The 23,053-nt window shown below is 63.2% G+C and carries 24 protein-coding genes; 8 read left to right on the top strand and 16 right to left on the bottom strand.

Going from position 1 to position 23,053, the window contains the following annotated elements; all coding sequences use genetic code 11:
- Positions 1–13: 13 nt before the first annotated feature.
- From glyS to nrfH, 11 genes are all read right to left on the bottom strand, one after another.
- Complete coding sequence (glyS, locus tag Q362_RS0109785) at positions 14–2,095, bottom strand: glycine--tRNA ligase subunit beta (RefSeq protein ID WP_028318542.1); 2,082 nt, start codon at positions 2,093–2,095, stop codon at positions 14–16.
- The gene (locus Q362_RS20065) at positions 2,088–2,903 is read right to left on the bottom strand and encodes a GTP cyclohydrolase, FolE2/MptA family (RefSeq protein ID WP_051554048.1); all 816 of its coding nucleotides are present in this window, start codon (positions 2,901–2,903) and stop codon (positions 2,088–2,090) included. Before Q362_RS20065 ends, glyS begins: the two co-directional genes overlap by 8 nt.
- 72 nt (positions 2,904–2,975) lie before the next feature.
- On the bottom strand, positions 2,976–3,332 hold the full coding sequence (locus tag Q362_RS0109775; RefSeq protein ID WP_028318541.1) for a response regulator: 357 nt from the start codon (positions 3,330–3,332) through the stop codon (positions 2,976–2,978).
- Between the two features lie 9 nt (positions 3,333–3,341).
- The gene (galT, locus tag Q362_RS0109770; protein ID WP_028318540.1) at positions 3,342–4,340 is read right to left on the bottom strand and encodes a galactose-1-phosphate uridylyltransferase; all 999 of its coding nucleotides are present in this window, start codon (positions 4,338–4,340) and stop codon (positions 3,342–3,344) included.
- 15 nt (positions 4,341–4,355) lie between these two features.
- A complete protein-coding gene (gene dksA, locus Q362_RS0109765) occupies positions 4,356–4,718 on the bottom strand; it encodes an RNA polymerase-binding protein DksA (RefSeq protein WP_028318539.1) in 363 nt (120 codons plus the stop codon).
- A gap of 2 nt (positions 4,719–4,720) precedes the next feature.
- Complete coding sequence (gene moaC, locus Q362_RS20060; protein ID WP_051554046.1) at positions 4,721–5,251, bottom strand: cyclic pyranopterin monophosphate synthase MoaC; 531 nt, start codon at positions 5,249–5,251, stop codon at positions 4,721–4,723.
- Positions 5,244–6,398, bottom strand: coding sequence for a molecular chaperone DnaJ (dnaJ, locus tag Q362_RS20055; protein ID WP_035216284.1), 1,155 nt, complete (start codon positions 6,396–6,398; stop codon positions 5,244–5,246). The genes moaC and dnaJ overlap by 8 nt, the downstream gene beginning before the upstream one ends.
- Positions 6,399–6,422: 24 nt before the next feature.
- A complete protein-coding gene (gene rpoZ / locus Q362_RS20050; RefSeq protein ID WP_035216310.1) occupies positions 6,423–6,689 on the bottom strand; it encodes a DNA-directed RNA polymerase subunit omega in 267 nt (88 codons plus the stop codon).
- A 177-nt stretch (positions 6,690–6,866) separates the two neighbouring features.
- A complete protein-coding gene (locus Q362_RS0109745; RefSeq protein ID WP_028318538.1) occupies positions 6,867–8,171 on the bottom strand; it encodes an adenylosuccinate synthase in 1,305 nt (434 codons plus the stop codon).
- Between the two features lie 262 nt (positions 8,172–8,433).
- Positions 8,434–9,933: an ammonia-forming cytochrome c nitrite reductase gene (nrfA, locus tag Q362_RS0109740; RefSeq protein ID WP_028318537.1), complete on the bottom strand. Its 1,500-nt coding sequence runs from the start codon at positions 9,931–9,933 to the stop codon at positions 8,434–8,436.
- A 23-nt stretch (positions 9,934–9,956) separates the two neighbouring features.
- Entirely contained in the window at positions 9,957–10,472 is a 516-nt protein-coding gene (gene nrfH / locus Q362_RS0109735) for a cytochrome c nitrite reductase small subunit (protein ID WP_035216282.1), read from the bottom strand.
- A gap of 346 nt (positions 10,473–10,818) precedes the next feature.
- Here nrfH and Q362_RS0109730 point away from each other — a divergent pair, with 346 nt between their 5' ends.
- The 5 genes from Q362_RS0109730 to Q362_RS22255 all read left to right on the top strand — a co-directional run bounded on the left by Q362_RS0109730 (position 10,819) and on the right by Q362_RS22255 (position 15,652).
- Positions 10,819–11,172: a nitrous oxide-stimulated promoter family protein gene (locus Q362_RS0109730; protein WP_028318535.1), complete on the top strand. Its 354-nt coding sequence runs from the start codon at positions 10,819–10,821 to the stop codon at positions 11,170–11,172.
- A gap of 82 nt (positions 11,173–11,254) precedes the next feature.
- Entirely contained in the window at positions 11,255–11,719 is a 465-nt protein-coding gene (locus tag Q362_RS20045; RefSeq protein WP_035216280.1) for a twin-arginine translocase TatA/TatE family subunit, read from the top strand.
- Complete coding sequence (gene tatC, locus Q362_RS20040) at positions 11,716–12,468, top strand: twin-arginine translocase subunit TatC (protein ID WP_051554041.1); 753 nt, start codon at positions 11,716–11,718, stop codon at positions 12,466–12,468. The genes Q362_RS20045 and tatC overlap by 4 nt, the downstream gene beginning before the upstream one ends.
- Before the next feature lie 12 nt (positions 12,469–12,480).
- Positions 12,481–13,416 (top strand): DMT family transporter, encoded by a 936-nt coding sequence (locus Q362_RS0109715; protein ID WP_245590193.1) that lies wholly within the window; start codon positions 12,481–12,483, stop codon positions 13,414–13,416.
- A 187-nt stretch (positions 13,417–13,603) separates the two neighbouring features.
- Complete coding sequence (locus tag Q362_RS22255; RefSeq protein WP_051554036.1) at positions 13,604–15,652, top strand: HAMP domain-containing methyl-accepting chemotaxis protein; 2,049 nt, start codon at positions 13,604–13,606, stop codon at positions 15,650–15,652.
- Positions 15,653–15,746: 94 nt separating this feature from the next.
- On the opposite strand, the gene Q362_RS0109705 is transcribed toward Q362_RS22255, so the two are convergent.
- The 4 genes from Q362_RS0109705 to Q362_RS0109690 all read right to left on the bottom strand — a co-directional run bounded on the left by Q362_RS0109705 (position 15,747) and on the right by Q362_RS0109690 (position 19,769).
- On the bottom strand, positions 15,747–16,769 hold the full coding sequence (locus Q362_RS0109705; RefSeq protein ID WP_028318533.1) for a radical SAM protein: 1,023 nt from the start codon (positions 16,767–16,769) through the stop codon (positions 15,747–15,749).
- Positions 16,766–17,284 carry a nucleoside deaminase gene (locus Q362_RS0109700; RefSeq protein ID WP_028318532.1) on the bottom strand — a complete coding sequence of 173 codons (519 nt, stop codon included), beginning with the start codon at positions 17,282–17,284 and terminating at the stop codon, positions 16,766–16,768. Before Q362_RS0109700 ends, Q362_RS0109705 begins: the two co-directional genes overlap by 4 nt.
- An 82-nt stretch (positions 17,285–17,366) precedes the next feature.
- Positions 17,367–18,605: a TFIIB-type zinc ribbon-containing protein gene (locus Q362_RS0109695; protein WP_028318531.1), complete on the bottom strand. Its 1,239-nt coding sequence runs from the start codon at positions 18,603–18,605 to the stop codon at positions 17,367–17,369.
- A 42-nt stretch (positions 18,606–18,647) separates the two neighbouring features.
- Positions 18,648–19,769, bottom strand: a complete 1,122-nt coding sequence (locus Q362_RS0109690; RefSeq protein WP_028318530.1) for an SPFH domain-containing protein — start codon at positions 19,767–19,769, stop codon at positions 18,648–18,650.
- A gap of 185 nt (positions 19,770–19,954) precedes the next feature.
- Here Q362_RS0109690 and Q362_RS0109685 point away from each other — a divergent pair, with 185 nt between their 5' ends.
- Positions 19,955–20,305: a hypothetical protein gene (locus Q362_RS0109685; protein WP_028318529.1), complete on the top strand. Its 351-nt coding sequence runs from the start codon at positions 19,955–19,957 to the stop codon at positions 20,303–20,305.
- A gap of 20 nt (positions 20,306–20,325) precedes the next feature.
- Here the strand turns inward: Q362_RS0109685 and Q362_RS0109680 are convergent, their stop codons facing one another.
- On the bottom strand, positions 20,326–21,558 hold the full coding sequence (locus tag Q362_RS0109680; RefSeq protein ID WP_028318528.1) for a bifunctional nucleoside/nucleotide kinase/histidine phosphatase family protein: 1,233 nt from the start codon (positions 21,556–21,558) through the stop codon (positions 20,326–20,328).
- 283 nt (positions 21,559–21,841) lie between these two features.
- Between Q362_RS0109680 and Q362_RS20030 the strand changes: the two genes are divergently transcribed.
- Positions 21,842–22,762: a c-type heme family protein gene (locus Q362_RS20030; RefSeq protein ID WP_084312525.1), complete on the top strand. Its 921-nt coding sequence runs from the start codon at positions 21,842–21,844 to the stop codon at positions 22,760–22,762.
- Between the two features lie 33 nt (positions 22,763–22,795).
- The coding region (locus Q362_RS0109670) for a transposase family protein (protein WP_028318527.1) at positions 22,796–23,053 on the top strand (258 nt) is incomplete at its 3' end.

The raw sequence follows: 23,053 nt of genomic DNA, 5'->3' as shown, positions 1-23,053 counted from the left end.
GCCAGGGCCGCAGTTATTCCTTCTCCACGTGCATCCGGGAGATGTCCCCCACCCGGAGAATCAGTTCGCCCAGGGCTGTCAGCAGGTTCAGACGGTTCCGGCGGATGGCCGCATCCTCGGCCATGACCATGACCGTGTCGAAGAAGCGGTCCACCGGGTTTTTGATCTCCAGCATCGCCAGCAGGGCCGGCTCGTAGCTCCGCTGCTCGAGCAATGGCAGGGCCCTGGCCCGCACTGCGGTCAAGGCGGCGAACAATTCCTTTTCGGCCGACTCGGTCAGCAGGGCCTCGTCGATGGCGGTCTCGCGGTTGTCCTTGATGATGTTGCGGATGCGCTTGAAGGAGCCGGCCAGGACCGGGAAGCTCTCCTGGCTGCGGATCTGGTTGAGGGCTTCGATCCTCATCAGGCAATCGACCGGATCGTCGAAACCGACGGAGGTGGCCGCCTCCACCAACGCCTGGGGCAAACCGGCGGCTATCTGCTCGTTTTCAAAACGAAGCCGGATAAAATGCACCACCTCGCCGGCCACGCCGGGGTTCTGCTCGACCACGCCGGCATAACCGGCCAGGGCGGCCGCGGCGACGGTTTCCAGGGACAGGGAAATGTGCAGGCCACGGAGGATGCTGATCAGCCCGATGGCCTGCCGTCTGAGGCCAAAGGCATCCTTGTTGCCCGTGGGTTTCTCGCCGATGGCGAAACAGCCGACCAGGGTATCCATGCGGTCGGCGATGCCGACCAAGGCGCCGAGCAGGGATTGCGGCACCTCGCCGCCGGCCCGGATCGGCAGGTAGTGCTCTTCGATGGCCTGGGCGACCGCCGGCTTCTCGCCGTCATGGAGCCCGTACACCCGGCCCATGATTCCCTGGAGCGAGGGAAATTCGCCGACCATGGTGGTGAGCAGATCGGCCTTGGCCAGGGTGGCGGCGCGGACGGCGGCGGCGCGCAACTCCGGGGCGATCCGCTCGGCCAGCAGGCCGGCAAGCGCGGCGATGCGCCCGCTTTTGGCCGCCATGGTCCCCAATTTGTTCTGGAAGACGATGCCGCTCAGTTCCGGACAGCGGTCGGCCAAGGGCCGTTTGCGGTCTTCGTTGAAGAAAAACAGGCCGTCCTCGAGCCGGGCGCGCAGCACCCGCTCGTGGCCGCTGGCGGCCAGCGCCCGGTCCGCGATCCGGGTGTTGTTCACCGCCACGAACAGCGGCAGCAGGCGGCCGTCCGCCCCAACCACGGGAAAATATTTCTGATGCTCTCGCATCGAGGTCACCAGGGCTTCCTGGGGCAGGTGCAGGAACTTGCGATCAAAGCGGCCACAGATGGCGCAGGGCAGTTCCACCAGATTGGTGACGGTGTCGAGCAGTCCTTCGTGCAGCACCGGCTGCGCCCCCTCTGCGCCGGCCGCCTCGCTGACCGCCCGCCGAACCTCGGCCACCACTTTGGCCCGCCGCTCGGCCGGGTCCACGATCACAAAGCGTTCGGCCAGGGTGGCCAAGTAGGAATCGATACCGTTGACCGCAACGTCCTCCGGGGCCATGAACCGGTGGCCGCGAGTGGTCGCGCCGCTGGTCAGCCCCTCGATGGTCAGGGGCAGCACCTCGCCGTCGTACAGGGCGAGCAGCCACTGTATGGGCCGGGCAAAGGTGAGGCTGCAATCGGCCCAGTGCATCGATTTGGGGAACACCAGTTCCCGGATGAGCGCTTCCAGTACCGGCGGCAGCAGCGCCGCTGTCTCCTGCCCCTGGACATCCTCCTCCACCATCAGATAGTCGCCCTTGGGCGTCGTCACCACCTGAAGCTGTTCGGGTTCGAAACCGCGCGAGCGGGCGAATCCTTCCGCTGCCTTGGTCAGCTTGCCGTTGGCGTCGAACCCGGCCTTTTTCGAGGGGCCGATATGCTGCTGGCGCCGGTCCGCCTGCCGCGACTGCAATCCTGTGACGGCCAGGGCCAGGCGTCTGGGGGTGCCGAAGGTGCGGATCGACTCGAAGGCGAGTTCCAGACCGTGCAGCTTCCCGGCAGCCGCGGCGGCCAACGCGTCCAGGGCCGGCTGGATGTATCCGGCCGGAATTTCTTCTGTGCCGATTTCAAAAAGAAGTTCACTCATTGCAGTCCGTTCTTGGTGGATTGTTGGACATGAAGGGACCAGCGGCTTCCGAAGCGCCGCCGGAACGCCACACTCCTTCCCGGCCGGCCGTCCGGTCCGGCGCGGGCTCGGGCCACTCGGAAGAAGCAAACGTTGAATACCCGCTGCCTATATTTTTCACAACAACTTTGTACCAATGAAATGAGCCGGTTGCCCGCAGGACATCGTCGATCCGCCGGCACAGGAATTCGACGGTTTCCGCCCTGGCCGCCTGCGGCGATGTCTCCTGGCGGATCAGGGCGATCAGGTCCTCGATCCAGAGAAAGCGCTTCATACGGACCGACGCGGTGACACTGCCCCACATTCCTGCGGGGGCGGGCACGTGCTCCGGACCGGGTCGGTCGGCCAGGGGCACCGGCACGTCGACCTCGACCACCAGGTCGAAGGTGCGGGCGAGCGTGCCGTGCAGACGGCAGTCGTACCGCGCCATGCCGGGTTCCTGTTCTGCAGCCCCGGCCGCGAGAAAAAAGGGAAAGGCGAGCTCCAGATGGGCGGACTCGGCCTCCAGGCGCCTCTTCATCTCCTCGAGGATGAGGTGGCAGGTCCTGATATTGAACTGGCCGTGAAACCGGTTGAGGATCTCGACAAACCGGCTCATGTGGGTCCCCTTGAACCGGTGCGGCAGATCGACGTACATGTTGACCCGCGCCAGCGTCTGCTGGGTCGCGCTCGCCCGGTCGAGGACGATGATCGGATAGGAAAGTGACTTGACGCCCACCTTGCGGATGTTGATCCGTCTGGAATCGTGGCGGCTCTGGATGTCTTTCATGGGTGGGCGAGTTGACGGGGGTGCGGCGGCATCCGGCGCCGCAGGGCTCTCAGCCGCCGGACGCCGGCCGGATCAGCCGAGATATTTGCGGACCGTGGCCTTGAGTTCGTCCATGTTGGCCGACTTGACCACGTAGGCCTCGGAGGCCCAGCTACCGAAGTCCTGCTTGTATTCCTGGTAGGCCGAGTTGAGGATGATGGGCAGCGTCGCCCGCATCTCTTTCATCTGCCGCAACACCTCGATGCCGTTCATGCCCGGCATGTTGATGTCCAGCAGCACCAGATCGGGCGGGTTTTCCCGGAATTTTTCCAGGGCCTCGGCGCCGTTGCGGGCCGAATCCACGATATAGCCCTCTTCCTCGAACTCCTCCCGGTAGAGCAACTGGATGCTTTCCTCGTCGTCGACCAGCAGGATGCGTTTCTTTTCCACGATTCTCTCCTACAGTTTCACCTCGCGAAGATAGCGGCACGTCTCTTCAGGCGGCATGGGATTGATGTAGAAGCCGGTTCCCCACTCGAACCCGGCAATGGAGGTCAGTTTGGGCACGATCTCGAAATGCCAGTGGTAATGTTCCAGCGGACCGGAGCGCAGGGGCTGGGTGTGGAGCACGAAATTATAGGGGACATGCGGAATGCAGGTATCGAGCCGGCGCAGGGTTTCGGAAAATATTTCGGCCAGCGCGATCAGCGAGGTGTCATCCTGTTCGATATAGGAGGAATTGTGCCGCTTGGGCATGACCCACATCTCGAACGGCGAGCGCGGAGCAAAGGGGGTCAAGGTGACGAACTGGTCGTTCTCGCAGACCAGGCGGACCTTCTGCTGGAGTTCCTGGCGGATGATGTCGCAGAAAATGCAGCGGTCCTTGTATTTGAAATAGGAGAGGCTGCCGTCGAGTTCGGAGGTCACCATCCGGGGCAGGATGGGTAGCGCCACCAGTTGGGAGTGGGAGTGTTCGAGCGAGGCGCCGGCGGCCTTGCCGAAATTCTTGAACACCACCACGTAGTTGAAGCGGTGGTCCTTGGCCAGGTCGCGGATGCGCTCGCGGAAGGCCTGGAAGGTGAGCAGCATCTGATGCGGCGGCAAGTGGGAGAACCGGTCCTGATGGTTCGGGCTTTCGATGATCACCTCGTGGGCGCCGATACCGTTCATCCGGTCGTAGAGTCCTTCTCCCTGCTTGTCGAGTTCCCCCTCGATGATCAGGGCCGGATATTTGTTGGGGACGACGCGCAGCTTCCAGCCGGGCGTGTTGGCATAGCCCCATTCCCGGCCATAGACCAGCACCTCGTCCGGGGTGGTTTTCTCGTTGCCGGGGCAGAGCGGGCAGAAGCCGCCCTTGACCTTGTATTCCTCGACCAGGAAATCGGTCGGCCGCTTGCCCCGCTCCTGGGCAATGATGATCCAGCGGCCGAGAATCGGATCTTTTCGCAATTCAGGCATGCACGCGCCTATCGTCTAGCGTCCCTGTTCCTTTTCCCGCTGCTCCTGCCGGGACTTGCAGTCGATGCAGAATTTGGCCACCGGCCGGGCCTGGAGCCGCTTGATGGCGATATCGCAGCCGCAACCGGCACAGACGCCGTAGGTGCCGTCCTCGATCCGCGCCAGGGCCTCCTCGATCTTGTCCATCAGTTTCCGTTCCCGGCCGCGAATCCGCAACTCGAAGCTGCGGTCCGACTCCATGCTGGCCCGGTCGTTGGGGTCGGGGATGTTGCCGGAAGAATTGGTCATCTCGCTCAGGGTCTGTTCGACATCGGTGGCGATTTCCGTCTTCATCGCTTCAAGCTGCTCTTTGAACCGCAACAAATCCTGTTCATCCATCGTTATTCTCCAACAAGGTGGTTCTCGTTTTCTCCATCACTATAGCATGCGGTGGATGGCCTGACAAACAGTCCGCTCTTGCCGCCGCTTTTGCGCAGCAGCCGGATGTCCGACACCACCATGGTCTTGTCGACGGCCTTGCACATGTCGTAGATGGTCAGGGCCGCGACCGACACCGCCGTCAGGGCCTCCATCTCCACCCCGGTCCGGCCGGTGATCGTCACCGTTGCCGTGATCCCGATGGCGCAACGGGCATCGTCGAAGGAAAAGTCGATATCCACTCCGGTGATCGCCAGGGGATGACACAGGGGAATCAACTGGTCCACTTTCTTGGCCGCCATGATGCCGGCGATCCGGGCCACGCCGAGCACGTCGCCTTTCTTGACCGTTCCCTGGCGGACCATGCCGTACGCCTGCGCGGACATGGCAATCGTGCCGGCCGCGGTCGCCTGCCGAGCGGTTTCGCCCTTGGCGCCGACATCGACCATGCGGGCATTGCCGCTGGCATCGAAGTGGGTGAATTGCTCAGGCATTGGCTACCTTTTCCTGGTCGCCGCTTTTTTTCTTCTGCTTGCCGAGATTGCCATGGAAGAGTCTGGAGAAAAATCCCTCTTCTTCCTGTTCCTTGCTGAAGTCCTCGAACTCGCGGAGCAACTGCTTCTGTTCCTTGGTCAGCTTGGTGGGGGTCTGGACCTGGATCTCGACCACCATGTCGCCCCGGCCGCCGCCGCGCAGGCTGGGCACGCCTTCGCCCCGCAGAACGAACCGCTCACCGGACTGGGAGCCGGCGGGGATCTTCAGCTTGGTTGTGCCGTGAATGGTGGGGACATCGGCCTCGCAGCCGAGGGCGGCCCGCACCATCGACACCGGCAGCCGGAGATAGATGGTCTGCCCATCCCTTTGAAAATGCTCGTGTTCGTCGACATGGATGACCACGTACAGATCGCCGGACGGTCCGCCGCGGCGGCCGCCCTCACCCTCGCCGGCCAACCGCATCCGCGAACCGGTATCCACGCCGGCCGGAATGCGGATGCTGACCTTCTTGCTCCGGTTGACCAGGCCCTCGCCCTGGCAGTCGGTGCAAGGGTCGGTGATCACCTGGCCCGCGCCATGGCAGCGCGGACAGGTGGTGGTGACCTGAAAAAAGCCCTGGGAACGGACGACCTGGCCGCGGCCCTGGCACATCGGACAGACCTGCGGCCGATGTCCCGGCCGGGCTCCAGATCCTTCGCAGGTCCAACAGGTTTCCCGCTTGGTGACCTCGACCTGGCGGTTGACGCCATGCACCGCCTCCATGAAGGAAATGCGGATGTCGTAGCGCAGGTCCTCGCCCTGGACCGGGGCATTGGGGTCGCGCCGCCGAGCCCGGCCGCCGCCGAACCCGAACAGGTCGCCGAACAGGTCGTTGATGTGCGAAAAAATATCCTCGCTGCTCCCCGGTCCGCTGTAGCCGCTGCTGCGCAGTCCTTCCTTGCCGTAGGTATCGTAGATCCGCCGCTTCTGCGCATCGCTCAGCACTTCGTACGCCTCGGCGGCCTCCTTGAATTTTTCCTCGGCCTCGGTGTCGCCCTGATTGCGGTCCGGGTGGTATTTCATGGCGAGCTTGCGGTAGGCCTTCTTGATGGCCTCGGCCGAAGCATCCTTGCTGACACCGAGTATCTCGTAATAGCTCTTGCTCATGGTCGGTCCCACATCCGGCTGCGGCTATTCCTCGGCGGCAGCCTCGTCGACGGCTGCCTCCGCCGCCTTCTCCGCCTTGCGCTGTTTGGGAAGTTCGTGGATGTTGTCAAAGGTCACCTTGCCGGCGGCGATCTCGCGGAGGGTCATGACAATCTCCTTGTTCTTGCCCGTCACCAGAAAGGGTTCACCCTTGCGGTGCTGCCGAATCCGCTCCACCGCCAGGTGGATCAGGGCAAACCGATTGTCGTCACCTACCTTTTTCAGGCAATCCTCAACAGTTATACGCGCCATGTTTTCTGCCTCCATGGAATAAAAATCCCGGAGGTCGTTTTTTCTCCGGGAAACTGAAACGCTCTGGAAGCCCGCTGTCGCCGTGCATACAGTGCCGGGACCGGCAGGTCTCCAAGTTGTTTTCTAATAAGCACGATCAGGAATTTGACAAGATCCGTTGTCAACAACCCTGCGGTATCACCCGGAAAAAGGATTGCGCAGCAGGAGGGTTTCCTCGCGGTCGGGGCCCACGGAAACAATCGCCGGGGCAACGCCGGTCAGGTCCTCCAGACGCTTGAGATAGTCCTTGGCCTGCGCCGGCAGGTCCTCGTAGGAGCGGATTCCGGGGAGTTCGGTGCCCCATCCGTCCATTTCCTCGTACACCGGCTCGGCCATCCGCGCCTTGCGGATATTGTCCGGCATGTAGCCGTACGGCACCCCTTCCACCCGATAGCCGGTGGCGATCTTCAGTTTTTTCAGGCCGGAAAGGACATCGAGCTTGGTCACGGCGAATCCGGTCAGACCGTTGAGCCTGACGGCGTCATTGGCCACCACTGCGTCGAACCAGCCACACCGGCGGCGGCGGCCGGTGGTCGCGCCGTATTCGTGCCCCTTTTGCTGGAGGATGTCGCCGATACCATCGCCTTCCGGCAGCTCGGTGGGGAACGGCCCCTCGCCCACCCGGGTGGTGTAGGCCTTGAGAATGCCGATCACCTCGTCGATATGGACCGGTCCGAACCCGGAGCCGATGCAGGCGTTGCCGGCGATGGTATTGGAGGAGGTGACAAAGGGGTAGGTGCCGTGGTCGATGTCGAGTTGGGTGCCCTGCGCGCCTTCGAACAGAATGTTTTTGCCCGCCTTGCGCGCCTGATCCAGCGCCACCGACACATTGCCGATAAAAGGTGACAACTGGGCGGCATGGGCCTCGAACTGGTCGAGGATGGCGGCATAGTCCAGCGGCTGCGCCCCGAACTGCCGGGTGAGGATGAAATTCTTGTCCTCCACCGCGGCCTGGAGCTTGTCGGTGAACAGGCTCATGTCGAGCAGGTCGCCGACCTTCATGCCGACCCGCCCGACCTTGTCCATGTAGCAGGGGCCGATGCCCCGGCCGGTGGTGCCGATCTTCTTGCCCTTGGCCAGGGCGTTCTCGCGGGCCACATCCAGGCACTGATGATAGGGCATGATCAGGTGGGCGTTCGCGCTGATCAAAAGCTGCCTGGGCGTGACGGCCATGCCCTTTTCGGCCAGGTTGGCCATTTCCTTGAGCAGCACGCCGGGATCGATGATCACCCCGTTGCCGATGACGCAGGTCTTGTCCTTGTACAGAATCCCGGAGGGGATGATATGAAAGATGTACTGTTTCCCATCCACAACCAGGGTATGGCCGGCATTGTTTCCGCCCTGGAACCGGACGACGAAATCCGCATACCGGGTCAGGAGATCGACGATTTTGCCTTTGCCTTCATCACCCCACTGGGTGCCGACCACCACCACACTGGCCATGTTTTCTCCACATATTGAATAGATACGAGCGATCAACGCCCCGCGGCAACGCCCTGCCGGCGCTGGTCGACGGCGTCGAACCCCAACCAAACCTTGTTTATCTAGCAGATAAAGTGTGAAAAGTCAAACAGGAGAAAAAAGGGGCCGCAGGGCAAGAAAAACCGTATTCCGGCACAATACGGCATAAATAAAAAAGCCTTCCGGTCCGCCCAGCAGAGCGCGGACGGACCGGAAGGCGGCAGACAGGGAAGACCGGAACGGCTCAGTTATACGAGGTTTTCAGCACCATGTCCTTGCGGGACGCAGGATCGTACAACCCCTTTTCCTCGCCTTTTTTGAACCACTCCTGTTTCAGGGTGTTGAGGAAGGTCTTTTTCTCCTCGACCAGCTTGGCGTAATCCAGGCCGACCAGGGCCTGCGCCTTCTCCTTGGTGGAAAAATCCGGAGCGGTGAAATCGGCGGCATTGTATCTGGCCAGAACGGTGCGCAGTTTCAGCCGGGCATCCTGGCCCTTGTTGATGGCTCCGGCCAGGACCCGCAGGGTTTCCTCCGGCGCATGGAAAAAGGCGCCGTGGCCGGCAACGGCGTAATCCCAGCGCCACTGGCCGTGGCGGATGTCCTGCAGGGCCGGCGCCATTTCCTCCTCGGTCGCCCCGAGGCTCCAGGCCTTGGCCGCTTCCAGGTGGGCCCGGGCCAGGATGTCGGTGGCCAGCTTGGCCAGTTCCTCTTTACGTGCCAGCTTTTTCTCCACGGTCTCGCGGAATTCCTTCTCGGTGCCGTTATGGCAGTTGAGGCAGGTGTTGGCGATGTCGTCGAGCGGGCTGCCGACCTTGTGGCTCGAATACTTGACGCCGCCCTCCCGCACGTAGGACATGTGGCAGTCGGCGCAGGCCAGGCCGTTGCGGCTGTGGACGCCGGTGACAAAGGTTTCGTAGTCGGGATGCTGCGCCTTGAGCATCGGCGTTTTGCTCAGCGGGTGGGTCCAGTCGGAAAAGCCGTAGCTGTCGTAGTACTCTTCCATGTTCTCGGCCGACAAGCCTTTGTTCCAGGGGAAGGTGACCACTGCGGCGGTTTTCTTCTGCCCCTTGTCCTCCCACTCGGTCTTCTTGAAATAGTATTCGGCGTGGCATTGGGCGCAGACCAGGGAACGCATGTCTTGATGGGTGATGTCGGCGGTTTTCAGCCGGCCCTCGGCATCCAGGGCCCGCTTGAGGTAGTCGCGGCTCAGGGTCAGTTTCATGGTGGCGCTGTCGTGGCAGTCGCCGCAGCCGATGGGGTTGACCACCTCGTCGCCGTACTTGGCCCAGGTGCCGGTGAAAAACTCCTTCTCGCCGTCCCGCTTGATCAGCCGGGGCACGTCCGGAGACTTGCAGGTCCAGCAGGCCGTCGCCAGGGGGCCGGTCTTGTTGTCCACCGGCGCACCGGTACGCAGGGTGTTGAGGTTGTCCTCCAGGGCGTAATAGTGGCCCCGCGGCTTGTTGTAATCCTTGGCGAACGGATAACCCGCCCACAGAATCACCATGGCCGGGTCCTGCTTGAGGACATCGGTGATCTCGTCGCTCTTTCTCGTCTGCATGAAGGTGTCGTACTGCCGGGGATAGTGTTTGCCCCACTCGGAGGACCGGGTCTCGCCCTCCTTGATGGCCGGGACGGCGTTCATGACCTGCTGCTCGGCCTTGTTCTCCCGGATGGAAAGGGTCAGCAGCACCATCGGGACCGTGGCGAGCGCACAGAGCGTGAAAACGACGGATGATTTCTTCATACACATTCTCCTGGTTGAGATCCTTACAACACCTTGACCGTAAAATTATTCTGCGTTGCCGACAGGTTGCGCATGGTGCCGTGGGGGAGGCCCCGGTGGCATTCCCAGCAGCGGCGCCCCATCTGCACGGCGTTGTCGGCCACCCGTTCATAGAGCGTGCTGTTGGCCGTCATCTGGGAAACCACCTCCCGGTGGCAGGCGATGCAGTTGTCCTGGATCCGCCGGGCGGCATCGGTGCTGATGCGCAGGTTGGCACCATAGGTCTTGAACGTCATGGCCACGGAATGATGGTAGCCGTCCCGCGCCTTGGCCAGCATTTTGTTCACGAACGAGTCGCGCGGCAGATGGCAGTCCACGCAGGTGGCCCGGTTCCGATGGGAACTGTGCTGCCAGGTGACATAGTGGGTGGTCATGGTGTGGCAGTTGACGCAGACCTTGGGATCGCTCGACAGGTAGGACAGCATCCCGGACTCGTGGACCAGGTTGGCGAACACGCCCAGGGTCACGATCACGGCGAGAACGGCGGCATATTTCATCATAGGCAGCTCTGTTGCCCCTTCTTGCTTGTTGGATTGCACGGCGTCGCCGCTGCCGGCATGCGACCGGACCGCGCGCGCTGCCCCCTCTTCAGGCACCAGCTTCGAAGCAAACGGCATACCAGGCCGGACAATGCGGCAACTTCAACCCCATGCGACCCCGCGGCCACGGCATGTGCTACGATTCGGTAACATCAACGCCCGCAGACCGTTTCCTTTTCGTAACATTCACCGGTCCCGCGCCAATCCCCGGTGCATTGACGGTGCTTCCTTGCGGCGACCGTGGTACAGTGGGTCCGACCATGCGGAATGCTGTGTTTCCGTGTTTCCTCCTTGCACTGAAAAACCGATGCCAGACGTCTTCACTTCACGGCGCATGCAGCGCGAAGCCCGAACCGTGGAAGCACTGATCCGCCGGTACTGCCGGGATCACCACAACAGCGCACCGGAACTGTGCGAGGATTGCCGTCAGCTCCTCGCCTATGCCCGAAAACGGCTGCATCATTGCCCCTTCCAGGACCGCAAGCCCACCTGCGGCAAATGCCCCATTCACTGCTACGCCCCCGGCAAGCGCGAACAGATCCGCGCGGTGATGCGGTACAGCGGCCGTCGCCTGCTCCTGTCCCATCCCGTGCTCGCCCTCCTCCACCTGCTCGACGGCCTCCGCAAGCCGCCCTCCGGCAAGGCATCCGGCCCCGCTTGACACCTCGGGTCAAATCCCGTAGACTTGATGATTTGCAGCGGCTTGTCAGCCATTCCCGCCAAACTTCTCCCTGGTGTTCGCCATGTTCGGAATAGGCCTCCCGGAAATAATCGTCATCCTTGCAGTGGCCCTGATCGTGGTCGGGCCGGACAAACTGCCCGGTCTGGCCCGTTCGTTGGCAAAGGGACTGATGGAGATGAAGAAAACGCTCAACCAGGTCAAGGAAAGCCTGACCGAGGAAGACGAAACCCTTAAAACCGTGCAGCGCGACCTGCGCACGACCGCCGACGATCTGCGCACCAGACTGATCGACACCGATCTCTCGGAGTGGAAACCGGCCGCCGGACCGGACGCGCGGAGCGGCCGGGATCAGGAGCCGGTCATCGACGTGGAACCCGAGGAACGGGCCATCGAGGCCGAACTGCGCCACCAGGACGCCCCTGCGGACGAGACCGCCGCTCCTGACCGGCAGGCGGCGCAAGCCCCGCCGCCCGAGACGGCCGCCACTTTCCGAAAATCGGCCGGGGACAGCACGCAGGCGCCATGATCGAGGCCCTGGAACATCTGCGACCCCATCAGGATGAGTTGCGCAAGCGGCTCATCCGCTGCTGTGTCGCGATCCTGCTGACCAGCACCGTCGCCTATCTCTGCAAGGATGAGATCGCGGCCTGGTGCATGCGGCCCCTCTACCTCGCCTACCCGCAGTTGGGCAAGCTGGTCTACACCAAGCTCACCGATGCCTTTCTCAGCTATCTCAAGCTCTCCCTGCTGGTCGGCCTGGTCACCGCCTTTCCCTTTCTGCTCTATCAGGCCTGGCTCTTTGTCGCCCCGGGGCTCCTCGACCGCGAAAAACGAACGGTGCGCACCATTGTCCTCTGGGCCACGCTGCTGTTCGCCGCGGGCGCGGCCTTCGCCTTCTTCGTCGCCCTGCCCCGCATGCTCCATTATTTCATGAGCTATGCCTCGCCCTCCCTGCAGCCGATGATCAAGCTCGGCCTGTACCTCACCTTCACCGCCCGCATGGTGCTGGCCTTCGGCATCGCCTTCGAGATTCCCTTCCTCATGGTGATGGCGACCCGCGCCGGCCTGATCAGGAGCGATCATTTCAGCCAAAAGCGCATCCCCTTCTACCTTGCCATCGCGGTCCTCGCTTTCCTCCTGACAACCGGCGAGCCCACCGCCACCGTGCTGCTCTCCCTGCCGCTGTTTGCCCTGTACGAAGCCGGCATCGTGGCCTGCCGCGTCTTCGGCGGCGGGAAGAAAACCGGCGCGAACGACCGTGCGACCGCCGCCTAGGGCGGACCCGCCGTGTCCCTGCCCCATGCCCGCCGCTCCTTTTCCGCCATGACCGCGTCCACCCGCCCGACACCCGCGGCCGAAACCGCCCGGCGTGAGCCGCTGCTCGGCTGGCTGGCCGTTTTCGGTTCAGCGGGCTGCTTCTACCTGGCCACCGTCATCATCAGTTGGGGCCAGGCGTACGTGGACATCAGCGCCGCCTTCTACACCTTTGCCCGTTTTGTCCTCGGGTTCGCCATTGTCAGCGTGTCCATGGCGCTCAAGGGGCACCGCCCCGACTGCACCCGCGTCCACTACATCGTCGGCCGGACGGTGACCAATGCCCTGGCCGTGTTCTGCTTTTACAAGGCGGTCGATGTCTCGACCGTGGCCAGCGCCAACATCCTCAACATGACCTATCCCCTGTTCGTCACCGCCTTTTCCTGGTTCGCGCTCCGCGACCAACGCGATGCCGTCGCCCTGGGCATCGTCGGCCTCGCCTCGCTGGGCGTCTGGCTGATCCTCGCCCCCGGCGGGACGCCGTCGCCGGCAACCGGCAACCAATGGTGGGGCCTGCTGTCCGGCTTCTTTGCCGGCTTCTCCATCATCTATCTGAACCTCAGCCGTCAATTCCACGATTCGCAGACCATCCTCTTCTACATGTTCGGGCCGGGGGCCCTGCTGATGCTGCCCCTGCTCCACGACGCCCTCTTTCTCCCGAATCCGCTTGAATGGGGCTTTCTGCTCGCCTGTTCGGCGGTGGGCGTGCTCGGCCAGTATCTGCTCACCTATGGATTTCTCTATGTGACAGCGGTGGAGGGCGCGGTCGTCTCCTCGAGCCGCATTCTTCTCGCCGCCCTGCTCGGACCGTGGCTGGTCGCCGACCCGCCCCTGACCGCCACCGGTTGGCTGGGCGCCCTCATTCTCTTTGCCGCCAACGTCGCCCTGGCGATCCGCAAGACCGGGTAGTCCGCTTTCCCGGGTTCCCCATCCCATCCTCCATCTTATCATTCTTTTTTTCCTCTCCCTGTCGGCGGCCGCAGACATTTTCCCTTTTCAACCTTGACATGCCCCAGGCGTTTCCCGATAATCCGTTACAAGCGTATTTTTCTCTTTCATCCTTTCACCTTTTTATTCATCTCACCGGGATTGCAGCATGAAAAACATCAGAATCGGGATCAAAATGCTTGGCGGCTTCCTGCTTTCCGCTCTCCTCATTCTCGTGGTCGGGCTTCTGTCCATCCTCCAGCAGGGGGAACTCGCCCATGAATCGGACCAACTCGGCAACGAAGGACTGCCGGCCGTGGAAAGCATTCTTGTCGTCAAGAGCGAGGCGGCCTCCATCGCCGCCCTGATGCGCACCCTGCTGACTCCCTACGCCACCAGGGAACAACGTGAATTCTCGCACAAACAGCTTCTCGAATCGCGCAAGGTCTATGGCGCCGCCAGGGAAAAATTCGCCGGCCTGCCGATCATGAACACCATCAAGACCGAGTGGCAGGATTTCAATACCCACATCACCAAATGGGCCGAAGCCAACAACCAGGCGGTCGAGCTGTCCAAGGAACTGATCGCCATGGACATGACCCAGCCCGACATCATGCGGGAGCATATTTCCTCGTTTGAAATCGGCCACAATGCCCTGCTCGCCAACATCGGCAAATTGATCCTGCTGAATATCCCGTTCGAGGGGGGCGTCAGCGATACCGATTGCGCCCTGGGCAAGTGGATGAAAAACATGGACACCACCAACCCGGACATGGTGGCCCTGGCAAAGGAAATCAAACCGGTCCACGCCACATTGCATCAACTGGTGGGGGAAATCAAAACACTGGCGACCAGCGGTCAGTTCGGCCTGGCCAAGGAAATATATGAGAAGCAACTGATTCCCGTTTCCCAACAGGTCTTCGCCATGACCGGCAAGATGGGCAACATCGTCACCAGTGCCAACGAGAAATTCGTCAAGATGAACACCTTGCTGCTGCAACAAGGCGCCACCGAGCAGACCAACACCTTCGCCGCCATCGACAAGATGGTCCAGGCCGTCGAGAAAAATGCCGCCGCCAATGTCGAGGCGGCCCACAAGATCGCCGCCCGCGGCCGCCTGATCACCATCGTCTGCCTGGTGATCGGTGTCGCCATGGCGGTCTTCTCCGGCCTGCTCCTCACCCGCCTGATCACCAAGCCGCTGTTCAAGGGGGTCGATCTGGCCAAGGCCATGGCCGGAGGCGATCTGACCAAGACCATGGACGTCGACCAGAAGGACGAAATCGGCATCCTGGCCCGCTCGCTCAACGACATGGCGACCAACCTGCGGCGGATGTTCGGTGACATCAACAGCGGCGTGGTGCGGGTGGACGAATCCTCGACCCAGCTGGCCGCCATCGCCAATCAGATGGCCGCCGGCGCGGGATCGACCGCCAGCCGTTCCGGCCAGGTGGCCGCCGCCGCCGAGGAGATGAGCGCCAACCAGAATTCGATCGCCGCCGCCATGGAACAGGCCGCGGTCAATGTCAACATGGTGGCCGCCGCCGCCGAGGAAATGAACGCCACCATCAACGAAATCGCCAGCAATTCCGGCAAGGCCAAGGAAATCACTACCGTGGCGGTCCAGCAGTCGCGCAAGGCCTCCGAACGGGTCAACGAACTCGGCAAGGCCGCGGACGAAATCAACAAGGTCACCGAGGCCATCACCGAAATCTCCGAACAGACCAACCTGCTGGCCCTCAACGCCACCATCGAGGCGGCCAGGGCCGGCGAGGCGGGCAAGGGATTCGCCGTGGTCGCCAACGAGATCAAGGACCTGGCGCGGCAGACCGCCGCCGCCACCCTCGACATCAAGAACAAGATCGAGGGCGTGCAGGAGGCGACCGGCATCACGGTCAAGGAAATCAACGAGATCGGCCAGGTCATCGCCGATGTCGACAAGATCGTCGCCACCATTGCCGCGGCCGTGGAGGAACAGACCGCGACCACCAAGGAAATCGCCCAGAACGTGCACCAGGCTTCCCAGGGCATCAGCGAAGTCAACGGCAACGTGGCCCAGAGCACGACGGTGGCCGCAGAGATCGCCTCGGACATCGCCGCAGTCAACAACAGCGCCAACGAGATCAACCAGGCCAGTGGCCAGGTCAAGGTGAGCGCCGAAGAGCTGTCGACCATCGCCGACCGGCTCAAGGAGTTGATGGCCAAGTTCAGGACCTGATCAACACGCGCAGACAACGTGCAAGGGAAGAGGACCGCCACGGTCCTCTTCCCTTTTTTATTGATCGGAGGAATTGAGAATTGTCCGGGCCGCTTCAGGAAAGCGGGGCCACTTCCTGCTTGAGCAGGCAGCAGGAAATGCGGTGCATCGGCGTGCCGTCGGCACGGTAGCGGATGTTGTCGGGCTGGAGCAGTTTGTTCATGACGCAGCCCTCGGGGATGTTCAGGGGAAAGAACCGGTCCTCGGTGAGGCCGTCGCGGTACACGAGCCGGTTGTCCTCGATCAGGTAACTGTGGATGGGATGGTCTTCGCACAGCGGGCAGCGGTACACCCGGCCGTTGGGAAACACGAAAAAATTGTCGGCCACGATGCCGGCGCACTGGAAGGCCTCCTCCGCATCGAGATAGACCTTGGGATAGATCGCGTGGATGCCCAGGCGGGCCGCGGCCAGGGCCACCTCGGGCACCACCGCCAGCCACTCTTCGGGCGCCACCTGCCAGTTGTCCTGACCGACCGGCTTCTTCACCACCGGGTTGCCGCGCAGGCCGATCACCTGGATGAAGAAGCGGCGGATGCCCAGATCGGCCAGCAGGGCCGGCATGCGGTGCAAATGGCCGATGTTGAGATTGGAGACCGTATAGATCAGACTGGTGTTGAAGCCGGCGGCCACGGCCCGGCGGATGTTGTCGGTGCAGACCGCGAACACGCCCTCGCCCCGGATCGGGTCGTTGACCGCCGCCTCCGGGCCGTCGAGGCTGAAGCTGAGGTAATCCAGTTCCTGCGGCCCGATCCGGTCGAGCAGGTCGTGGAAGAGGTAGCCGTTGGTATCCACGGTCACCGCGTACCGCATCGACTTGGCCGCCCTGATGATGGCCGCCAACTCGGGATGCAAAGTGGGTTCGCCGCCCAGAAGAATGAGGTTGGTCTGCCGCTCGGGCCGGGCGAACAGCTTCAGCCACTGGCGGACGGTATCGAACCCCAGGGTGGCGGTCCCGTGCTGGGCGGGATTGATGTAGCAGTGGCGGCAGGCCAGGTTGCAGGCGGTGAGGATATGGAAGAAGATGTTGCGCTCGCCCTCCTGGAAGCCCACGGTCCGGGCGGCCGGTGCGGTGGTCATGGCTTCGCCTGGACGGTCTGGGCCATGGTGTAGCGGGCCAGCAGACTGTCCTGCCAGTAGGTACCGGTGCGGAAAAACTCCTGGAACAGATGCAGGCTCTCCTCGCGCAGCACCCGGTCGAGCAGGTGGACCCGCATCTGGGCGTACAGGGTGTTGAGCATGTACAGGGGCAGGTTGGCGCCGCCTCCCATCACATCCTCGTAGGCCCAGACAAAGGTGCGGATGCCGGACAGCAGCATGGTGGCGTAGCACATCAGGCAGGGTTCCAGGGTCGAATAGACCGTCACCGTGCCGAGGTCCAGATCCGGCCGTTCGGCAACCAGCCGCCGCAGGGCGATCACCTCGGCATGATCGATCTCGTTCCGCTGTCCCTCGGCGCTATTGCAGCGCCGCGCCCTGGCGACAATCCGCCCGTCGGCGACCATGACACAGCCGACCGGAAACTCGCCCCCGGCCAGGGCCTGGCGGGCTTCATCCAAGGCGGCGTGCATGAACTGTTCGTGTTCGCTCATCATGTGAACAAGGGTCCCAAAAGAGAAAAAATCGTGCTGACCTGATGGGTTCCAGCTATACCACGGGGCCGGGCGGCTGTCAAAACTAGAGCGTCCGGCCGAACCTGAGAATGTTCTTGCCGATGGCCACGCCGGTTTCCGGTTGCACCCAGTCATGGCCGCGGTCGGCAAAGGGCAGGTAGACCAGCCGGGTGCTCACCCCGGTCAGCCGGACTTGCGGCAGCATGGGAAAAATGCGGCGCGGGCTGGCCGAGCTGGCGGCCAGCATCAGCTTGACCGCCTGGCGGGCCTCCGAGGCCGGCAGGGTCGCCGGAAACAGGTTCGGCCGGACCCGACCCGGTACGGGCGCAAGCCGCCATTGCCCCAGGGTGGCCTGGCGGCCGGCCTGGAGGAAGATCTTCGGCCGCAGCCGCACCGCCGGAATCCACAGACTCATGGCCCGGTCCCGCCACTCCGGCCGGGGCAGAAAGGGCTGATTGCTGCGGACGACGAAATCGGCGAAGCTGCTGATGCGCAAGGCCGGAATCTGGGCGGTCATCTGCCAGAACGGCAGGAAGAGCGCGGTACTCTCCGTTGCCGGCTGCATCTGCCAGTCGACAGCGGCCAGTCCGTCCGGTCCCACGGCCCAGGCGCTGTCGCAGAGGGCGCAGGTCATCACCTCGCAGTCGCCGGCCCCCTCCAGCCCGGCGCCGCACTGCGGGCAGAGGGCCGACAGGAATCGAACCCGCCAGCTCTCGTCGAACCGCCGGCCGCTCAAGCCGTGCTCGCCGGTGCCGTCGAGTTCGAGCAGCCGCTCGCCGGTTACCCCGTCGTATACGCCCCGGTTCTTAGCCACCAGCGGCAGATAGATGTAACTGAGATGCTCGCCGATGTAGGCGCGGTGCTGAAACGGCTCGCACCCCAGGGGGGCGAGCCCGCCGACCATTGCCGCCTTCTCGACAATGGCGCTGGCCTTGAGAGTCTGGGGCAGGAAGAGATTGCCGTCCTCGGAGACGATTCGGCGCAGGCGCATGGCCTGGGGCCGGAGTCCCAGCGACGGCGGCAGACCGAGGGCCGGACTGGCCGCCTGGGTGGTGTCGATCACCCGGTGCTCGATGGTTTCTCCGCGCACCAGATAGATGGTCCCCTTGAACCGCAGATAGGGGGCGAGCAGCAGACCGGCCGAGGAAGCCCCGCCGGCCATGGGCAGGACATAGCGGCACGGACCGGCGCTCTGGAGCAGGCTCCTGGCGCCGCAATAGCCGCAGGCAAGGACATGGTCGGTTTCGACGAACTCGATCGCGGCGCCGCAGTGCGGGCAATCCTGCTCAACCCGGATGGCCATCGCTCTCCGCGCGCGCCGACGGTGCCGGGTTGGACGCCACCCCTACCCGAGCCGCTCGCCGCATTGGTTGCAGAACAGGGAGGCGGGCAGGTTGGCGGCGCGGCAATGCGGGCAGATCCGCTCGCGCACCTCTTCCTCCGCCGGATGACCGCAGAGCGGGCAGTATTTCACCCCCGGCATCAGGTTGTTGCCGCAGTTGGCACACTGCTGGTTGAGGATCTGCTGATGCCCGCAAAAGGGACAGAAACGGGCCGTGGCCGGGATCGGGTTGGCACATTCCCCACAGGCGACCTCCCGGCCCACTCCGTTGCCGGGGGAATCCGTCCGGAGGCCGGCAAACATGGTCGGCATCAGCATGCCCAGCCCCAAGCCCAGGCCGGCACCAGCCTCGCCGCCGGCGGTCGCCGCCTTTTCCATGGCCATGGCCGCCTTCATCCGCACGAACTTGTCCATGTCCCTGATCACGCCCAGTCGCGACCGGTCGTCGATGGCCTGCTGCACCTCGGCGGGCGGCGTGATCGAGGTCACGTACAGGGCGGCCAGGCCCAGGCCGAGCCGGGCGAAGTCCTGGCGCAGGCGCTGTGCCAGTCCCTCGGCGATATCGTCGAACCGGCCGGGCAGATCGAACAGCGAGGTGAGGTGTTCGCCCAGATAGTCGTTGAACCGGGAGACGATCATCTGGCGCAGGTAGTCCTCGACCTGCTCGGTGCTGTACCGGCCCATGGTGCCGGCCAGGGTGTTGATCAAAAGCAGCGGCTGGATCACCCGGATGCTGAACACGCCATGGGCGCGCAGGCGGACCAGGCCCAGCTCGGCGTCGCGGAAGGCCACCGGGTCGCGGGTTCCCCACTTGAGATCGGGGAAGGTCTTGAGGTTGATAAAAAATACCTCGGCCCGAAGGGGACTGATCATGCCCCAGGGCGCGGACAGGATCTTGGTCAGGATCGGGATGTTGCCGGTCTTGAGGGTGTGGCGGCCCGGCCCGTAGGCGTCGCAGGCCTTGCCTTTGTAAAACAGGACGGCGGCCTGGCTGTCGCGCACCGTCAACTGCGCCCCGTACTTGATTTCCCCCGACCCCTGCTCGGGCAGGCGGTGCAGCAGTTCCTGCCCGCTCTCGTCGAACCACTCCAGGGATTCCAGCAAAATGACGTTGTCCGCACCCATGAACCGCTCCTTGAAAAGATTGCCGTGACGACTGGGAGTATTATAGTGGCGGCTGGAACGCGAACCAAAGGAAAATCTCGCCTCCGGATACGGGCGATGACAGACGACGACGGCCAGCCGTGCTGCAACGGGATGCTCCTTTCCGATATGGCCCGGCCGTCACATCAACATCAGGAGAAGCAGCCATGATTCCCTTCGCAGAGCAGTGGACCGTGGAATCGGCCATGCGCATCGTGCAGCATCCGACCGTGGACAGCGAACTCTGGGCCTCGGCGGTGGAGTGGCTCCTGCTGCACGGGCCGCCGGAGATTCGTGAACTGCTGGCTCAGGCCAGCTGCCATGCCACCGGTGCCCAGTTCCCCGAACTCAAGCCGCGGCGTTTTGCCCCGGACGGCAGCCCCTGCTACGATCTTGCCGAACTGGCGCGATCCTTGGGCATCTCCGAGGAGGAGGCCAGAAAGCAGCTTCAGGAAAAGGAACGGCAGCACGGCGTCCGGCACGGCTTGAGCGAGGACGACACCACCGCCCTGCAATAGCCGACGCCCCGGCCCGCCGTCTACCAGCCCGAGGCCACGCTCCGGTAGGGGACGAGTTCGAACAGCCGCTTGTGCGGGTCGATCTGGATGTGGTAATAGCGGTCCTGCGGCATGTAGATGTAGGGAATCTCCTCTTCCTGGCGTGAGAGGAAACAGGAGAGAATCATGCGGTTCACCGCCCGGTGGCCGACGATCATGATGTTCTCGTCGTAGTTGTTGAGGAAAAACACCTTTTTCAGGCCGCGGTGCACCCGGTCTTCCATGGTCTTGTAGCCTTCGCCTTCGGGATAGACGTAGCGGTACTTGTTCGGGCCCCGCGCCCTGGCAACGTGCGGCATGTTCCGGCGGATCTCCTCGTAGGTCATGCCCTCGCAGATGCCGGCATGGATTTCGTTGAACTCCGGCAGGGCAATGATCGAGCAGGGGTCCTGGCGCTCGGCGATCGGCTCGGCGGTCTGCAGGGTCCTCTTGTAGTTGCTGGTGAAGATGATGGGGATGCGGATGGTGGCGAAATGCTCGGCCAGGGCCTTGGCCTGCTCCCGGCCCTTGTCGGTGAGATCGGAATCGCCGCCGATGCGGTCCTCGCGGTTGTAGTGGGTTTCGCCGTGGCGAACGAGGTAGAGGTTGCGCACCACCCTGGTGGTGATGATGTCGCGGATGCGGTCGTAATAGGGCAGCACATCGGTGATATGCTCCTGCAGGATGCAATTGTCGAATGAATCCACCAGAATGCGGTTTTGTTCGGTGTCGAGCGGCTCGTAGATCGACTCGTAGTAGGCGATCCGCCTGGTGAAGCTTTCCAGGGCCTTTTCCGGCGACAGGTGCCGGAATTCCTTCAACTTGGTCTTGCGCTCCAGGTTGGCCTCCAGGGCCTCTTCGTCGGCGTTGAGACACTCGATGCAGCAGAGCGGCAGGCCGGGGAAGGCGGCGGCAATGGCCTGCCGCCGCTCCCGGGTGACGTTGCTCGCGTCCATGATCGCCACCTCGCCGCCTTCGGCCAGAAAGGCCTGGGCCATCTCGATGTTCATCCGCGAAATCTGTTCGCGCAGCTCGCGGCCCCGGACATTGGTCGGCGCAAAAAAATCCGAGGCCGAGGTGTCGGCATCGGTGTCGAGCTTCCGGCGCAGCTCGCCGTTATTGAAGATGCGCACCCTGACCCCGTCCAGCTCCAGCGTGCGCCCCAGCTTGCGCGCCATGGTCGATTTGCCGCGCGCCGGCAGGCCCACCATCACGATGACCAGTTTCCGCTTCATGGCTCCTCCTCCCGGCGCGGCACCCGCCGGCAACAAGGGGTTGTCGGAATTTTCCAATTCTACGGAATCGGAAAAAAAAAGACAGGGAAAAATGAGGGGCGCAACGGCAGCGCCCGGCGCGGCAGTCGGCCGCTGGGAGTTCGTTAACCATCGGGACGGTTTGCCGATGGCCGCAATGTTACCGTAAGGTAGCAATCCAGCGGCGGCTATGGTACCGTGCGAACCTGCATGGGCGGCAACAAACGATCGGCTGCCCTCCCTCTTGAAGAGCCGCGCGAACGCCATGACGCTGAAGGGAAAGTTCATCCTCGCCGTCGTCACCATCCTGATCCTCTCCTCCGGGTCGCTGATCCTCTACACTGCCGACCTGCAGAACCGGCTGATCATCGGCCAGGCCGAGCAGCAGGCCCGCATGCTGTACAAACAGATCCTGCTCACCCGGCAATGGGTGGCCGACCATCAGGGGCTGTTTCTGGTGCGCTCGGCGACGACCCCGGCCAACGTCTATCTCCACGAACCGGTGATGACCACGGCATCCGGCCTGGTGCTGGTCAAGCGCAATCCGGCCATGGTCACCCGCGAACTCTCCGCATATGCCGCCAAAACCGGCATGGGCTGGTTCCGGGTGACCAGCTTGCAGCCGGTCAATCCCGACAACGCCCCCGACGCCTTCGAACAGGACAGCCTGCGCAGTTTCGCGCAGGGGGCCAACGAACAACTGGCCCTCGACCGCACGGCCGACGGCCGGGTGCTGCGGTACGCCGCGCCGCTGTTCACCGAGACCTCGTGCCTGACCTGCCACAGCGAGCACGGCTACCAGCCCGGCGACATCCGCGGCGCCCTGTCCATCACCATCCCGATTGCCTGGGCCGACGCCGTCATCGGCGCCAACAACCGCACCCTGCTTCTGTTGGGCCTACTCTCGGTTCTGGCGGCGGCGGCAGTCATGTTTGTGCTGTTCAACCGGCTGGTCGCCCGGCCGATCCACCAGCTCACCCAGGCCATGGCCGCCTTTCCCGAACGCCAGGCCGAATTCCTCGATCTACCCGCCACCGGGGACGAAATCGGCCGTCTCGGCACCAGCTTCCGGGGACTTTGCCAGCGATTGACCGCCTCCCAGCAGGCCCTGGCCACGGCCGGCGAGCAGGGATTCCGCGCCGAAAAACTGGCTCCTCGTCATTTGGTGTGGATTTGCTGTATATAGGGATCAAAGCCACACCAAATGACGAGGGATACCATGAACGGCAACGATATCATTGCGTTAGGCCTTGGGCTGCTGGCGCCTTGGGAGATTACCGGGCAAATGCTCGACACATCCAAGAGTCCTCACGAACTTCGATTAACGATAGCGGCTCAACGCGGCACGCTTTTCCCGTGCCCTGAGTGCGGGAAGCTCTGCCACGCCCATGATTTTAAGGAGATGACTTGGCGCCATCTCAATTTTTTTCAGCACCATTGCTACATTACCGCGTCGGTCCCTCGTGTTCGCTGCCCG

Source organism: Desulfobulbus elongatus DSM 2908, assembly GCF_000621145.1.
GTDB lineage: Bacteria > Desulfobacterota > Desulfobulbia > Desulfobulbales > Desulfobulbaceae > Desulfobulbus > Desulfobulbus elongatus.
The sequence above is the reverse complement of the archived record's forward strand: the minus strand, read 5'-3'. Positions and strand labels throughout refer to the sequence as shown.